Raw genomic sequence first — 15,341 nt, 5'->3', positions numbered from 1 at the left:
CCCGGTGGCAAACACCGCAAGGGGCTATAGCTCAGTTGGTAGAGCGCCTGCATGGCATGCAGGAGGTCAGGAGTTCAATTCTCCTTAGCTCCACAGGAAATAAGCGGGTCGTCCGGAAACGGACGGCCCGCTTTTTCGTTTCCTCGTACGTGGTTACGGGTGCCGGCGCGGGTCCGCGCCCCGTAGGGGCGCGGGGAACTGCGCGATCAGCCCCCACCGGCCCGCACGCGACGCACTCCCCTCCCCGCGGAGCGCTTAGTGCCGCCCCTCCTTGTCGAGTCTCAGGGCCAGCGCCGGGCAGCGGCGCACGGCCCGCTGCGCCCGGCCCCGCAGGTGGTCCGGCACCCCCGCGTCCGCGAGCGAGGGATAGCCGTCCGGCCCGATCCGTACGAGCTGGGGCAGCAGGCCCGCGCACAGCCCGTGCCCCTCGCACAGCGTCCAGTCCACCGCCAGCCGCTCCGCGCGCCGCGGGCCGGACGGGCTGCCGCCGTCCGCAGGGGCGTCCGCCCCGGCGGCCGAGGGCAGCGGCAGCACCCCGGCCGTGGGGCGGCCGCAGCCGCCGCTCAGGACGTGCGCCGCCAGGTCGTCGGTGAAGGCCGACAGCGCGCTCAGGACGAACCGCGCCGTACCGTCCGGGTGCCCGCACGCCCCGCGCCCCCGCACGGCCCCGGCCGCCTCCCGCACGCGCTCCAGGGCGCCCTGGCCGGCGCCCGCCGCCACGTCCGCGAGCGCCCCGGCGAGCGCGGGCAGCCCGGAGCGGCACGGCCCGCACTGCCCGGCCGACTCGGCAGCCAGCCAGTGCGCGGCCCGTACGGTCTCGCCCAGGGGGCAGGTGTCCGCGGGCAGCGCCAGCACGGCACCCACCCCGAGGACCCCGCCGCGGTCCGCGAGGCCCCCGTGCGAGACCCGGGCCCGGGCCGCCGTCGCCGCGTCCAGCCACGCGCCGTGGCAGCCGCCCGTCAGCACTCCCTGCGGGCCGGAAGTGGCGCCGCACACCTTCAGCACGTACGCGAGCGGCACCCCGCCCGGCACCTCCACAACCTGCGGCTCGGGCACCGCGCCCGAGACCGTCAGCAGCAGCGTGCCCGGCTCGCCCGGGGCTCCCGTGGCCGCGTAGCCCTCGGCGCCCAGGCGGGCGGCCAGGGCGAGTTGGGCGAACGTCTCCGCGTTGGACAGCAGCGTCGGCGCGCCGCCCAGGCCCTCGCGCGAGGCCCGGTCGTGCCGCCCGGGCGGCAGCGGGAGCCCGCCGTCGGCGGCCCGCAGCAGCGCCGAGGACTCGCCCGACACCAGCCGCTCGGGCAGCCGCACCACGCGGGCGCGCACGGACAGGGCCCGCCGGCCGGTGAGCCCCCGCTCGGCCAGGGCCTCCCGCACCGAGGCCTCGGCCGCCGCCCGGGTCACCCCGACGACCACCGAGCCGGCGCCGAGGGCCGCCGCCGTCAGCAGGGCCCCGTCCAGCACCAGGTGCGGGGCCCGCGCGAGCAGCACCGCGTCCTTGCGGCTCGTCGGGTCGCCCTCGCAGCCGTTGACCACGACGGCGGGGCGCGCGCCGCGCCGCCGCGCCGCCCGCCCCACCGCTTGCAGCTTGCGCGCGAACGGGAAGCCCGCGCCGCCCCGGCCGCGCAGCGCGACCGCCTCCGCCAGGGCCGTCAGCTGCGCTTCGGTGTGCTGGGGCAGCGATCCGTGCGCCGACAGGTGGGCGCTGCGGTCGAGGCGCGCCGCGCGGTCCAGGCCGGCCAGCAGGCGCGGGCGGCCGAGGGCGAGGACCGCCGGCTGTTCGGGGAGCGCGGCGCTCACCGGGCCCGGCCCGGAGCGCCGGCGTCACCAGTGGGGTCGGGGAATGCGGGCAGGTGGGGGAGGTCCATGGCACGGCACCGTAGGGAGCCCACCGGCGGCGTGCGGTCCGCTTCGCGCAACCCCGGTGCGAGGGGCCTCACCACTGCTAACGTCGGATCTTTTGCGATCGCCGGTCGCCGTCGACGGCCCGGGGCGGCAGGGCCCCGCGGTCCGCGGTGGCAGGGCCCTCGCGTCCCCTCCGGCACCGCCTTGATCTCTTCTTGACGAACTCATGCCCCACGGTTGAGCAGTTCGCCGAAAGAGTGACGCACTGTGGGCGTGCTCATGCCAGTACGCCCCATTGTTGTGCGACCACTCGTTTCGCAGGGGGTTCCATGAGATCAAGCCGCACCCGCGTGCGCGCCGGACTGGCCCTGGCGGCAGCGCTGCCGCTGGCCGCCGGGGCGCTCGCGCTCGGCACGCCCACCGCCCTGGCGGCCCAGCCCGGGCCGCACGACCGGCAGGCGCTGGTGGGCACCAAGCCGCTGTGGGCCACGCCTTCGGCCGACCGCGGCACGGCCGACGCGGCGGAGAAGGTCACCGCCCGCGTCTACCTCGCCGGCCGGGACGCCAAGGGCCTGGCCGCCTACGCCCGGGCCGTCTCCGACCCGGCGTCCGCCTCGTACGGCAAGTACTTGACGTCGCGCCAGGCGAAGGAACGTTTCGGGGCGACGAAGGAGCAGATAGCCGGGGTCACCGGCTGGCTGACGTCCTCCGGCCTGAAGGTGACCGGCACCAACGACCACTACGTCACCGTCACCGGTGGCGCCGCCGCGGCCCGGAAGGCCTTCGGCACCGAGCTGCACCGCTACGTCAAGGACGGCCGCACCTACCACGCGCCCTCCACGACGGCCTCCGTCCCCGCCTCGCTCGACGGCGCCGTCCTGACCGTCGTGGGCCTGAACGACGCCCCGCGCCTGGCCAAGCACCGCGAGACCCTGCCCGGCCCGTCGACCGCCTTCCGCAACGCCGGCCCGTTCTCCACGTATTACGGCTCGAACGTGAACAAGAGCCTGCCGTCCGCCTACGGCTCCCACGCGCCGTACGCGATCAAGGGCTACACCGGCAAGCAGCTGCGCGCCGCGTACGGGGCGAAGAACTTCACCGGCAAGGGCGTCACGATCGCCATCACCGACGCCTACGCCTCCCCGACGATCTCCCAGGACATCCAGCAGTACGCCAAGCGCAACGGCGACAAGAGCTGGAGCAAGGGCCAGTACTCCCAGGTGCTGCCCGCCGACTGGACGCACACCGGCGAGAAGGAGTGCGACGCCTCCGGCTGGTACGGCGAGGAGACCCTCGACATCGAGGCCGCCCACGCCGTCGCCCCGGACGCCGGCATCGTCTACGTCGCCGGCTCGTCCTGCCAGGACGACGACCTGATCGACGCCCTGCACAAGATCGTCGACGGGCGGCTCGCGGACATCGTCTCCAACTCCTGGGGCGACGTCGAGAGCAACGAGACCCCGGACGTGGCCGCCGCCTACGACCAGGTCTTCCAGACCGGCGCCGTCGAGGGCATCGGCTTCTACTTCTCCTCCGGCGACGACGGCGACAACGTCGCCAAGCACGGCACCAAGCAGGCCGACACGCCCGCCAACTCCCCGTGGGTCACCTCGGTGGGCGGCACCTCCCTCGCCGTCGGCAAGGGCGACAAGTACTTGTGGGAGACCGGCTGGGGCACCCACAAGGCGGAGCTCTCCAAGGACGGCCTGAGCTGGGAGGGCTCGGTCTTCACGGGCGGCGCCGGCGGCGGCACCAGCAAGATCCACCAGCAGCCGTTCTACCAGCGCGGCGTCGTCCCCGATGCGCTCGCCAAGGCGGGCGGCAGCACCCCCATGCGCGTCGGACCCGACATCGCGGCCGTCGCCGACTCCAGCACCGGCTTCCTCGTCGGCCAGACCCAGACCTTCCCCGACGGCTCGGTGAAGTACGACGAGTACCGCATCGGCGGCACCTCGCTCGCGGCCCCGGTGATCGCCGGCGTCCAGGCGCTCGCCCAGCAGGCCCGCCACGGCGTGCCGATCGGCTTCGCCAACCCCGCCATCTACGACCGCTACGGCACCGCCGCCTACCACGACGTCACCGACCACCCGCTCGGCAAGGGGCAGGGCATCGGCGTCGTCCGCGTCGACTACAAGAACAGCGTCGACGCCAAGGACGGCCTGGTCACCACGTTGCGCAGCCTCGGCGGCGACAGCTCCCTCTCGGCCGTCGTCGGCTACGACGACGTCACGGGCGTGGGCTCGCCGGGGGAGTCCTACGTGACGTCGTACGTCCCGGGTCACCGGCGCTGACCGCCCGAGGTCACCGCGGCTGACGCCGCGCTTCGTCTCGCCGTTGCGGCAGCGGACAGATGCCCGCCGCAACGGCGAGACGCCCGCACGGCGAGGGTCCGGCGGAATCCGTGGTCACCGGAACCCGTACATGGCCGTCATCCGCCGGAGGCTCCTGCGGTAACCTGGCTGCATGCGTGCCGTACGCCTTCTGCTTAGCGGGCCGCGCTGATCAGTACCGACCGGTGACCACGGTCGGCATCGGCGCGGCGTCCCCTCCTGTGCGAGGGGCTTTTTCATTTCCGCAGGTGCCGCAGGTAGAGACGACGACGATCGATGGAGCTTTGAGGACGATGAGCGAGACCAACACCGCCGCCGAGCCGGCTGCCCCGCACCGCTACACGGCCGCGCTGGCCGCCGACATCGAGGCACGCTGGCAGGACGCCTGGGACGCCGAGGGCACGTACGAGGCGCCCAACCCGAGCGGCGACCTGGCGGGCGACCCGGCGGTCGTGGCACGCCCCAAGAAGTTCATCATGGACATGTTCCCGTACCCCTCGGGTGCGGGCCTGCACGTCGGCCACCCGCTCGGCTACATCGCCACCGACGTCTACGCGCGCTACCACCGCATGACCGGGCACAACGTCCTGCACACCCTGGGCTTCGACGCCTTCGGCCTGCCCGCCGAGCAGTACGCCGTGCAGACCGGCACCCACCCGCGGGTCTCCACCGAGGCCAACATCGTCAACATGAAGGCGCAGCTGCGCCGCCTGGGCCTGGGCCACGACAAGCGCCGCTCCTTCGCGACGATCGACCCGGCCTACTACAAGTGGACCCAGTGGATCTTCCTCCAGATCTTCAACTCCTGGTACGACGAGGAGGCGAAGAAGGCCCGCCCGATCGCCGAGCTGGTCGAGCAGTTCGAGAGCGGTCGGCGCGAGGTGCCGGGCACGCGCGCGTGGAGTGAGCTGACCGCCGCCGAGCGCTCCGACGTGCTGGGCGAGTACCGCCTGGCCTACGCCTCCGAGGCGCCCGTCAACTGGTGCCCCGGCCTGGGCACCGTGCTGGCCAACGAGGAGGTCACCGCGGACGGCCGCTCCGAGCGCGGCAACTTCCCTGTCTTCAAGTCCAAGCTGCGCCAGTGGAACATGCGGATCACCGCGTACGCGGACCGCCTGCTGGAGGACCTGGACGCCCTGGACTGGCCCGAGGCCATCAAGCTCCAGCAGCGCAACTGGATCGGCCGCAGCGTCGGCGCCCGCGTCGACTTCGCCGTCGAGGGCCATGCAGAGGCCAAGGTCACCGTCTTCACCACCCGCCAGGACACCCTCTTCGGCGCCACCTACCTGGTCGTCGCGCCCGAGCACCCGCTGGTGACCGAGGACGAGGCGCACCGCTCCGCCATCCCGGCCGCCTGGCCCGAGGGCACCCACGAGGACTGGACCGGCGGGCACGCCACCCCGGCCGAGGCCGTCGCCGCCTACCGCAAGGAGGCCGCCGCCAAGTCCGACGTCGAGCGCCAGGCCGACGCCAAGGAGAAGACCGGCGTCTTCACCGGCGTCTACGCGGTCAACCCGGTCAGCGGCGAGAAGCTGCCCGTCTTCACCGCCGACTACGTCCTCATGGGCTACGGCACCGGCGCGATCATGGCCGTTCCCGCGCACGACAGCCGCGACTTCGCCTTCGCGCGCGCCTTCGACCTGCCGATGCGCTGCGTCGTGCAGCCGGCCGACGACCGCGGCACCGACCCCGCCACGTGGGCCGAGTCCTTCGACTCGTACGACGCCGAGATCATCAACTCGGCGGGCGAGGGCATCTCGCTGGACGGCCTGGTCGTCAGCGACGCGAAGGCCCGCATGGCCGAGTGGCTGACCGAGCGGGGCATCGGCGAGGCCACCGTCAACTACCGCCTGCGCGACTGGCTCTTCAGCCGCCAGCGCTACTGGGGCGAGCCCTTCCCGATCGTCTACGACGAGCAGGGCGTCGCCCACTCGCTGCCCGAGTCGATGCTGCCGCTGGAGCTGCCCGAGGTCGAGGACTACTCGCCGCGCACCTTCGAGCCCGACGACGCCGACACCGAGCCCGAGACCCCGCTCTCCCGCAACGAGGACTGGGTCAACGTCACGCTCGACCTCGGCGACGGCCCCAAGCGCTACCGCCGCGAGACCAACACCATGCCCAACTGGGCCGGCTCCTGCTGGTACGAGCTGCGCTACGTCGACCCGCACAACGACCAGCAGCTGGTCTCCCCCGAGGCCGAGCAGTACTGGATGGGCCCGCGCGAGGGGCAGCCGCACGGCGGCGTCGACCTGTACGTCGGCGGTGCCGAGCACGCCGTGCTGCACCTGCTGTACGCCCGCTTCTGGTCCAAGATCCTCTTCGACCTGGGTCACGTCTCCTCCGCCGAGCCGTTCCACAAGCTCTACAACCAGGGCATGATCCAGGCGTACGTCTACCGCGACGCGCGCGGCTTCCCCGTCCCGGCCACCGAGGTGGAGGAGCGCGAGGGCGCGTACTACTACCAGGGCGAGAAGGTCGGCCGGCTGCTCGGCAAGATGGGCAAGTCCCTGAAGAACGCCGTCACGCCGGACGAGATCTGCGCCGAGTACGGCGCCGACACCCTGCGCCTCTACGAGATGGCGATGGGCCCGCTGGACGTCTCCCGCCCCTGGGACACCCGCGCCGTCGTCGGCCAGTACCGCCTGCTCCAGCGCCTGTGGCGCAACGTCGTCGACGAGGCCACCGGTGAGGTCACCGTGGTGGACGCCGAGGCGGACGACGCGACGCTGCGCGCCCTGCACAAGGCGATCGACGGCGTCGCCCAGGACCTGGCGAACCTGCGCTTCAACACCGCCATCGCCAAGATCACCGAGCTCAACAACCACGTGACCAAGCTGCGCGAGGTCCCGCGGTCCGTCGCCGAGGCCATGGTGCTGATGATCGCGCCGCTGGCCCCGCACATCGCCGAGGAGCTGTGGCGCAAGCTCGGCCGCACCGGCTCCGTGGTGCACGCGGACTTCCCCGCCGCCGACCCCGCCTACCTGGTCGACGAGGCCGTGACCTGCGTGGTCCAGATCAAGGGCAAGGTCAAGGCGCGGCTGGAGGTCCCGCCGTCCATCTCCGACGAGGAGCTGGAGAAGGTCGCGCTGGGCGACCCGGCGGTCGTCGCGGCACTGGGCGGCGCGGGCATCCGCAAGGTCATCGTGCGGGCGCCGAAGCTGGTGAACATCGTTCCGGCGTAACGACTGAGGGTTTGTCCCTACGGGCAGGTTGGGGGTTCGTTCGGAACCCGCGGCCTGCCCGTGCCGTTTACGGTGGAGGGGGGAGCGGCTGCCCTCCTTTGTGCGGTCGCCGTCCTGCATACCGTTCCGCCGTCGTGAACACCGTCCTGAGCCCCGAGGAGCGTCATGGAAGCCGTGGCCGTGATCGTCGCACTGATCTTCGCGGTCTTCGTCGCCCTGGGAGTGATCGCCACGGTCAGGACGGTGCGGGCGGTCAAGCGCGGCGTGGACCGCACGGTCCACCAGGCGCGGCGCACGGTCGAGGACACCCGGCTGAAGGCCAGGCAGTTTGCCCAGCCGGGCGCGGCCGGGGAGGTCGCGCAGCTGCGCCTCTCGCTGCGCACGTCGATGCGCGCCACGCAGGACGCCCTGCAGACCGCCGCCCCCGAGGACCCCTCGCTGTCCGAGGCGCTCGCCCTCTTCCAGCGCCTCAGCGCCCACGGCCACGAGCTGGACGACGAGCTCAAGCGGCTGGAGACCGAGCCGGACAAGGCCCGGATCGCGGCCCGCCTGCCCGAGCTGCGTGAGCGCACGGCCCGGGTCAAGGACTCGGCGGACTCGCTGCGCTTCGCGGCCCAGGACCGGGCCCGGCGCTTCGCCGAGGACGACCTGGAGACGCTGAGCGGCCAGATCCGCATGGAGGCGGGCGCGCTGCGGCACTGGAGCGACGACGGGCTGGGCGAGGGGATCGGCGAGGGGACGGGCGAGGCTGCGGGGGCGGGCACGGGGGCGGGTTCCGGCGGTCGGACGGCCGCCCCGGGGGCCGGGGCGCCGGCGGGGGAGCAGCCGGAGGCGCGCGCGATCACCGGGCGGGACCGGGACGCGTGGCGTGCACCGGGCTATTCGTGGCAGAAGACGGGACGTACGGAGAACGCGGGCTGAATGGCAGGGCCCGTGGGGTCTCCCCCATGGCGTCTACCGCATGGGGGCTCCTACTGTCCGGCCGTCCCGCAGGATGATCACCTGTACGGGGGCCGTACTGCCGTCGGAGCGGCCCGGCGGGTAATCTCCGGAACATGTCCCGCCATGTCGCTGTCATTACTGATTCAACGGCCTATCTGCCGCAGCGGGCGATGGAGCGGCACCGCATCACCGCCGTACCGCTCACCGTCGTGCTGGGGGACGAGGCGCTCGAAGAGGGCACCGAGGTCTCGGCCCGCTGCGTGGCCGAGGCGCTGAAGAAGCGCAGGCCGGTGACCACGTCGCGGCCCGGCCCCGAGGTCTTCGCGGCGGCGTACCGCGCGGCCGCCGAGACGGGCGCGCAGGGAATCGTGTCGCTGCACCTGTCGTCGGAGTTCTCCGGCACGTACGACGCGGCGGTCCTCGCGGCGCGCGACGCGGAGGTTCCGGTGCGGGTCGTGGACACGGGCATGGTCGCCATGGCCCTCGGCTTCTGCGCGCTGGCCGCCGCCGAGACGGTGGACGCCGGCGGCACTCTCGACGAGGCGGTCGCCGCGGCGGAGAAGCGCGCGCAGGGCACGGCCGCCTACTTCTACGTCGACACCCTGGACTACCTCCGCCGGGGCGGCCGGATCGGCGCGGCCCAGGCCCTGCTGGGCTCGGCGCTCGCCGTCAAACCCCTGCTGCAACTGGAGGGCGGCCGGATCGAGCTGCGTGAGAAGGTGCGCACGGCGTCCAAGGCCATCGCGCGCCTGGAGGAGATCGCGGTCGAGCGCGCGGCCGCGGCCCCCGTCGACATCGCGGTCCACCACCTGGCGGCGCCGGACCGCGCGACCGAACTGGCCGACCGCCTGAGGGAACGCCTGCCGGCGCTGGAGGAACTGCACGTCAGCGAGGTGGGCGCGGTCATCGGGGCGCACACGGGGCCGGGTCTGCTGGGCGTGGTGGTGGCTCCGAAGTAGGCAGTATCTCCGCTACATCCGCTATCTCCGTTTCCCCTCGCCCGCCCGGGTGGCGAAGTTATCCACAACTGCCGGGTTATCCACGGAAATCAGACCGTCTCAGCGGGATCGGGGGAATCGCCCTACGGTCTTGCGCATGACGGATCGCGTGCAGGGCCACCTCTCCCCACCCGGGCGCAACCGCCCGCGGTGGGGCGGCGGTTGGCGGATCGCGGTGCGGGAGCGCCTGCCGCTGTGGCTGCAACTGCGGTGCGGCATGGAGCCGAAGACGCTCGCCGCACTCGTGGTCGTGCTGGCAGCGGCGTGCGCCTTCGCCGGGTACCACTTCCTGGCCGGGCGCCCGCAGACCGTCCGGGCACCCGCGCGGGAGACGCCGGTCGTGGTGACCTCGCCGCCTCCGCCGGTCGTGGCCTCGCCGTCCCGTACGGGCGGGGCGGTCGTCGTGGACGTGGCGGGCAAGGTGCGCAGGCCCGGCGTGCTGCGCCTGCCGCCGGGTTCGAGGGTGGCCGATGCGCTGGCGGCGGCCGGCGGGGCCCGCCCGGGCGCGGACACGACGGGCCTCAACAGGGCGCGCGTGCTCGTGGACGGGGAGCAGATCGTGGTGGGTTCCCCGGCGGGCGGCTCGGGCAGCGGTTCGGGCGGTGCGGCGCCGGTGGCGTCGGCGGCTGCCGGCGGAGGAGGGCCCGCGCCGGCCGGGCCGGTGAGCCTGAACTCCGCGACGGTCGAGCAGCTGGACGCGCTGCCGGGCGTCGGGCCCGTCCTGGCCCGGCACATTCTCGACTACCGCACGCAGCACGGCGGTTTCCGCTCCGTAGAGGAGCTCCGCAAGGTCAATGGCATCGGCAGCCGCCGCTTCACCGACCTCCGTCCCCTGGTGCAGCCATGACGGCGCCGCCGTCCCGGCCCCGCGGAGGCTCCTTCGAGGCCTCGCGGCTGCTCGGGCCCGCGTTCGGGGCACGCGGCCCCGCGGCGCTTCGCCCTCAGGCGCAGTCATGACGGCGGTCGTCGGCGGGCAAGAGCCCGGGGCAGCCCGCCCCGGGCCGGCGCTCCGGAACGAGGGCCCGGTGGATCTGCGGCTGATCGCGCCCGCCGTCGCGGCGTGGGTGGCTGCGGCCGCGGCCCTGACCGCGAGCGGCTGGGCGGTGGTCATGGCGGCAGGCGCCGGGGTCTTGACGGCCGGTGCGCTGCTGGCCCGGGGAAGAGGCGGCCAGGGCGGGCTCGCCGTCGCCCTCGCCGCCATCCTGCTGTGCGCCGCGACCGGCGGCGCGGTGGGCGCCCTGCGGGGCGCGGATTCCCGCCGGGGGCCGCTGCCCGGGCTGGCCCGCCGGCATGCCGAGGCCGTGGTGGAGGCGACGGTCACGGCCGACCCGCGGGCCGCGCGCCCGCAGGTGCGGGGAGCGGCCCGGGCGGCCCCCGCCGCCGTGGTCGAGGCCGAGGCGGTCAAGGTGACCGCAGGCCGCGTGACGACCGCCGTCCGCACGCCCGTACTGCTGATCGCGCCGCCCTCGTGGCTCGGGCTGCTGCCGTCCACGCGGGTGCGGGCCGAAGGGCGCCTCGCCGAGCCGACCGGGACGGCAGGTTCCGGCCCGCTGCCCGCCGCGGTGCTGCGGATCGGCGGCCGGGAGCCGCCCCGGGTCGTCGAGGGCCCGAGTGCGGTGCAGCGCGTCGCCGGCAGGTTCCGCGCGGGGCTCCGGGAGGCCACGGACGGGCTGCCCGAGGATCCGCGGGCGCTGCTCCCGGGCCTCGTGGTGGGGGACACCTCGCGGGTGCAGCCCGACCTCGACGAGGCATTCCGGGCGACCGGCATGACGCACCTGCTGGCCGTCTCGGGCAGCAACCTCGCGATCCTGCTCGCCGTGCTCGTCGGGCCGCCGCACCTGGCCGCCCGCACCGAGCGCCGCGGCCTCGCGGCCCGGCTCGGGGTGCCCCTGCGGGCGACGGCGGTGCTGGGCGCGGGGCTCGTGCTGGGGTTCGTCGTGGTGTGCCGGCCCGACCCGAGCGTGCTGCGTGCGGCCGCCTGCGGACTGGTGCTGCTGCTCGCCCTCGGCACGGGCCGCCGCCGCAGCCTGCTGCCCGCCCTCGCGGCCGCCGCCCTGCTGCTCGTCCTCTACGACCCGTGGCTCGCCCGCAGCGCGGGCTTCCTCCTCTCGGTGCTGGCCACCGGCGCCCTGCTGACCCTCGCGCCGCGCTGGAGCGGGGCCCTCCGGCGACGCGGGGTACCGCCGCGCGTGGCCGAGGCCCTGGCGGCGGCCGCCGCCGCGGAGGCGGTCTGCGCGCCGGTGATCGCCGTGCTGGCGGAGCGGGTGAGCCTGGTGGCGGTGCCGTGCAACCTCCTCGCCGAGGCGGCGGTCGCACCCGCCACGGTGCTCGGCTTCGCCGCGCTCGCCGTGTCGCCCCTGGCCCTGCCCGTCGCCGTGTGGCTCGCCCGGCTCGCGTCCTGGCCCGCCTCCTGGGCCGCCGCGGTGGCCCGTACGGGCGCGGATCTGCCCGGGGCGGAGCTGGCCTGGCCGGGCGGCTGGGCCGGCGGCCTGCTGCTCGCCGCGGTCGCGGCCGCCGCCGTGCTCACGGCCGGCCGGCTGCTCCGCAGCCCCTGGGCCTGCGCGGCCTGCGCCCTGCTGCTGCTCGTCTCGGTCGTCCGTCCGGCGCCCCTGAACCGCGCGGTGACGGGCTGGCCGCCGCCCGGCTGGCGGCTCGCGGTCTGCGATGTGGGGCAGGGGGACGCCTTGGTCCTCGCGGCGGGCGAGGGGAGCGCGGTCGTCGTGGACGTCGGCCCGGAGCCCCGGGCCGCGGACCGGTGCCTGAGCGCACTCGGCGTCGAGCGGATCCCTCTCGTCCTCCTGAGCCACTTCCACGCCGACCACGTGGACGGGCTGCCCGGGGTGCTGCGGGGCCGGGCGGTCGGGGGCATCGAGACGACGCCGTTCGCGGAGCCCGCGAGCCAGGCCGCGTTCGTCCGCCGCGAGGCCGGGCGGGCGCACGTGCCCGTGACCACGGCCCGGGCGGGGGAGCGCCGCCGGGTGGGCGAGCTGACGTGGGAGGTGCTGTGGCCGCCGCCGGCGGGCACGTCCGCGGTGGCCGAGGAGGGCCCCAACGACGCCAGCGTCACCCTGCTGGTGCGCAGCGCCGGGCTGACCGCGCTGCTGCTCGGCGACCTGGAGCCGCCCGCCCAGCAGGCCCTCCGGGAGGCCCATCCCGGCCTGCCCGCCGTGGATGTCCTCAAGGTCGCCCACCACGGCTCCGCCCGCCAGGATCCGCAGTTGATACGCGAGCTCCGGCCGCGCCTCGCGGTCGTCTCGGCCGGCGCCGGCAACCCGTACGGTCATCCCTCGCCCCGCACGCTCGGTGCGCTCCGGGCTCAGGGCACGGCCGTCCTGCGGACGGACACCGACGGCCCGGTCGCGGTGACCGGCAGCGGGGCGGAGGTCACGGCGGTCACCCGGGCCACGGCGGGACGGCGGAGAGACGCAGGGCGCCGGTGCCGGCACCGGCACCGGCACCGGCACAGACAAAGGGACGGGCCGCCGCGACACGGGCTGCGGCGGCGCAGCCCCCCGCGGTGCGGGGCACGGCGGCACAGCCCCCGCGGCACAGCCCCCGCGGCACAGCCCCCGCGGCACAGTCCGCCGCGACACAGGCTGCCCGACCACAGACCCGCATCCCACGGCCTGGGCCCACGACCGGGACCGCAGCCCGATGACATCAGCCGCGATCTGAGGGATAACTGACCCATGGACAAGATCATCAGCAGTGCGGACGCCGACGCGTACCTGGCCCGTATAGGCGTCCCCCGGCCGTCCGTGCCGGACCTGGCCGCGCTGCAGGAACTGCACCTGCGCCACCTGCACGCGGTGCCCTTCGAGAACCTGTCGATCCACCTGGGCGAGGAGATCGTGCTGGACCCCGCCGCCCTCGTGGCCAAGGTGACGGGCGGGCGGGGCGGCTTCTGCTACGAGCTCAACGGCGCGTTCGCCGCGCTGCTGGAAGCCCTGGGCTACCAGGTCACGCGGCTGGCCGGGCGGGTGATGGGGCCCGAGGGGCTGTTCGGCCCGCCCTTCGACCACCTCGCGCTGCTGGTCCGGACGGCGGACAGCGCGGAGCCGTGGCTGGTGGACATCGGGTTCGGCCGGAACAGCCACTACCCGCTGCGGTTCGACGAGCGGGGCGAGCAGGCCGACCCCGCCGGCACGTTCCGGCTCGCCGAGACGGCGGACGGGGACCTCGACCTCCTCCGGGAGGGTGACGTGCAGTACCGCCTCGAACTCCGGCCCCGGGAGCTGGCGGACTTCGAGGGCGGCTGCTGGTGGCACCGCACCTCGCCCAAGTCCCTCTTCACCCGGGCGGTGATCTGCTCCCGGCTCACCGGCAGCGGCCGCGTCACCCTCAGCGACCGCACCCTCGTGACCACCGGTGCGACGGGCCGTCAGGAGGTCCCGCTGGCGGAAGAGGAGATCCTGCCCGCCTTCCGGGAGCACTTCGGCATCGCGCTGGAGCGCATACCGCAGGCGAGCGGCCCCGTCCCGGCCGAAGGCTGAGTCACTCCCGCTCGAGCCAGCCGTCGTACTCCTCGGCCAGCTCGCGCAGGGCGGCGAGGTCGAGGTCCCCCTCGGAAGCCTCCAGGACGACCAGCCACTGGGCGTCCTCGGCGTCGTCCTCGCCGGCGAGGGCCTCGCGGACTATCTGAGGGTCGTCGTCGAGCGCGAAGCGCTGCGAGGCCTCCTCGGCCGCCTCCTCCGCGGCATCACGGTCGGGAAGCACCAGGAGGTGTCGTACGGAATCGGTGTCTGAGGAGAGGTAAGGGCTGCTCACAACGCACATTGTGCGATATGGCGGACGGGCGCGCGGGGGGAGGTGTCAGTAGCGCGTGGGATGCTGGTCGGGATGGCCAGGAAGACTGCAACCGACGACGTTCTCGCCCCCGTCACGCTCGCCGTGGGCCAGGAGGATCTCCTCCTGGACCGGGCCGTCCGGGAGGTGGTCGCGGCCGCCCGCGCCGCCGACGCGGACACCGACGTGCGTGACCTCACCCCCGACGCCCTCCAGCCGGGCACCCTCGCCGAGCTCACCAGCCCGTCGCTCTTCGCCGAGCGCAAGGTCGTGATCGTGCGCAACGCCCAGGACCTCTCCGCGGACACGATCAAGGACGTCAAGGGCTATCTCTCCGCGCCTGCCGAGGAGATCACCCTGGTGCTCCTGCACGCCGGCGGTGCCAAGGGCAAGGGCCTGCTGGACGCGGCACGCAAGGCCGGGGCGCGGGAGGTCGCCTGCCCCAAGATGACCAAGCCTGCCGACCGCCTGGCGTTCGTACGGAGCGAGTTCCGCGCGACCGGCCGCTCCGCGACCCCCGAGGCCTGCCAGGCCCTGGTGGACGCGATCGGCAGCGATCTGCGGGAGCTGGCCAGCGCCTGTACCCAGCTCGTCGCCGACGTCGACGGCACGATCGACGCCGCCGTCGTCGGGCGGTACTACACGGGCCGCGCCGAGGCCTCCAGCTTCACCGTCGCCGACCGCGCGGTGGAGGGCCGGGCCGCCGAGGCCCTGGAGGCGCTGCGCTGGGCTATGTCCACGGGCGTCGCGCCCGTCCTGATCACCAGCGCCCTCGCGCAGGGCGTCCGCGCCATCGGCAAGCTCGCCTCCGCCCCCCGCGGCGCCCGCCCGGGCGACCTCGCGCGGGATCTCGGCATGCCGCCGTGGAAGATCGACCGGGTCCGGCAGCAGATGCGGGGCTGGTCCGCCGACGGCGTCGCGGCGGCGCTCACCGCGATCGCGGAGGCCGACGCCGGCGTCAAGGGCGGCGGCGACGATCCGGAGTACGCCCTGGAGAAGGCGGTCGTGGCAGTGGTCCGCGCGGCCAGAAGCCGCGGCTGAAAAGCCGGCAGGCCCCGGGGGCTCGATGGCCCCCTGCCGAAGCCGGCAGGCCCCGGAGGGCCCGAAGGCCCCGCGCCGAGCCGGAAGGTCCCGAAAGCCCGATGGCCCCCTGCCGAAGCCGGCAGGCTCTGGAGACCCGAAGGGTCCCCTGCCCAAGCCGGAAGGCTCCGGGAGCCCGGAGGCCCCCTGCCGAAGCCGGCAGGCCCCGGAGGGCCCGAAGG

The 15,341-nt window shown here is 74.7% G+C and carries 10 protein-coding genes and 1 tRNA gene; 9 read left to right on the top strand and 2 right to left on the bottom strand.

Features of this window, described 5'->3' with window-relative positions; genetic code table 11:
* Positions 1-20 precede the first annotated feature (20 nt).
* Positions 21-93, top strand: a tRNA-Ala gene (locus PS271_RS08170).
* 162 nt (positions 94-255) lie between these two features.
* Here the strand turns inward: PS271_RS08170 and PS271_RS08165 are convergent.
* A complete protein-coding gene (locus PS271_RS08165) occupies positions 256-1,797 on the bottom strand; it encodes an NADH-ubiquinone oxidoreductase-F iron-sulfur binding region domain-containing protein (RefSeq protein ID WP_398381319.1) in 1,542 nt (513 codons plus the stop codon).
* A 374-nt stretch (positions 1,798-2,171) separates the two neighbouring features.
* On the opposite strand from PS271_RS08165, the gene PS271_RS08160 reads away from it, so the two are divergent.
* The 7 genes from PS271_RS08160 (at position 2,172) to PS271_RS08130 (ending at position 13,787) form a co-directional block, all read left to right on the top strand.
* Positions 2,172-4,133 (top strand): S53 family peptidase, encoded by a 1,962-nt coding sequence (locus tag PS271_RS08160; protein WP_398381318.1) that lies wholly within the window; start codon positions 2,172-2,174, stop codon positions 4,131-4,133.
* A gap of 332 nt (positions 4,134-4,465) precedes the next feature.
* The gene (locus tag PS271_RS08155) at positions 4,466-7,354 is read left to right on the top strand and encodes a leucine--tRNA ligase (RefSeq protein WP_398381317.1); all 2,889 of its coding nucleotides are present in this window, start codon (positions 4,466-4,468) and stop codon (positions 7,352-7,354) included.
* 165 nt (positions 7,355-7,519) lie between these two features.
* Positions 7,520-8,275: a hypothetical protein gene (locus tag PS271_RS08150; RefSeq protein WP_398381316.1), complete on the top strand. Its 756-nt coding sequence runs from the start codon at positions 7,520-7,522 to the stop codon at positions 8,273-8,275.
* A 134-nt stretch (positions 8,276-8,409) separates the two neighbouring features.
* The gene (locus PS271_RS08145; RefSeq protein WP_398381315.1) at positions 8,410-9,255 is read left to right on the top strand and encodes a DegV family protein; all 846 of its coding nucleotides are present in this window, start codon (positions 8,410-8,412) and stop codon (positions 9,253-9,255) included.
* 136 nt (positions 9,256-9,391) lie between these two features.
* Positions 9,392-10,141, top strand: coding sequence for a ComEA family DNA-binding protein (locus PS271_RS08140; protein ID WP_398381314.1), 750 nt, complete (start codon positions 9,392-9,394; stop codon positions 10,139-10,141).
* Positions 10,142-10,247: 106 nt separating this feature from the next.
* Positions 10,248-12,980: a ComEC/Rec2 family competence protein gene (locus PS271_RS08135; RefSeq protein WP_398381313.1), complete on the top strand. Its 2,733-nt coding sequence runs from the start codon at positions 10,248-10,250 to the stop codon at positions 12,978-12,980.
* Positions 12,981-12,983: 3 nt separating this feature from the next.
* Positions 12,984-13,787 (top strand): arylamine N-acetyltransferase family protein, encoded by an 804-nt coding sequence (locus PS271_RS08130; RefSeq protein WP_398381312.1) that lies wholly within the window; start codon positions 12,984-12,986, stop codon positions 13,785-13,787.
* Between the two features lies 1 nt (position 13,788).
* Here PS271_RS08130 and PS271_RS08125 read toward each other — a convergent pair whose 3' ends face one another.
* Positions 13,789-14,061, bottom strand: a complete 273-nt coding sequence (locus PS271_RS08125) for a hypothetical protein (RefSeq protein ID WP_398381311.1) — start codon at positions 14,059-14,061, stop codon at positions 13,789-13,791.
* A gap of 72 nt (positions 14,062-14,133) precedes the next feature.
* Between PS271_RS08125 and holA the strand changes: the two genes are divergently transcribed.
* On the top strand, positions 14,134-15,120 hold the full coding sequence (gene holA, locus PS271_RS08120) for a DNA polymerase III subunit delta (RefSeq protein WP_398381310.1): 987 nt from the start codon (positions 14,134-14,136) through the stop codon (positions 15,118-15,120).
* Positions 15,121-15,341: the final 221 nt, after the last annotated feature.

The organism is Streptomyces sp. SCA2-17, from assembly GCF_044336695.1.
Note: the sequence above shows the minus strand (reverse complement) of the source record. Positions and strands in the feature narration are given on the sequence as shown.

Bases quoted from the DNA above. Each gene is read 5' to 3' on its own strand.
- PS271_RS08140 (WP_398381314.1), top strand. From the start codon at position 9,392: ATGACGGATCGCGTGCAGGGCCACCTCTCCCCACCCGGGCGCAACCGC.
- PS271_RS08135 (WP_398381313.1), top strand. From the start codon at position 10,248: ATGACGGCGGTCGTCGGCGGGCAAGAGCCCGGGGCAGCCCGCCCCGGG.
- PS271_RS08150 (WP_398381316.1), top strand. From the start codon at position 7,520: ATGGAAGCCGTGGCCGTGATCGTCGCACTGATCTTCGCGGTCTTCGTC.
- PS271_RS08145 (WP_398381315.1), top strand. From the start codon at position 8,410: ATGTCCCGCCATGTCGCTGTCATTACTGATTCAACGGCCTATCTGCCG.
- PS271_RS08155 (WP_398381317.1), top strand. From the start codon at position 4,466: ATGAGCGAGACCAACACCGCCGCCGAGCCGGCTGCCCCGCACCGCTAC.
- PS271_RS08130 (WP_398381312.1), top strand. From the start codon at position 12,984: ATGGACAAGATCATCAGCAGTGCGGACGCCGACGCGTACCTGGCCCGT.
- PS271_RS08160 (WP_398381318.1), top strand. From the start codon at position 2,172: ATGAGATCAAGCCGCACCCGCGTGCGCGCCGGACTGGCCCTGGCGGCA.
- holA (WP_398381310.1), top strand. From the start codon at position 14,134: ATGGCCAGGAAGACTGCAACCGACGACGTTCTCGCCCCCGTCACGCTC.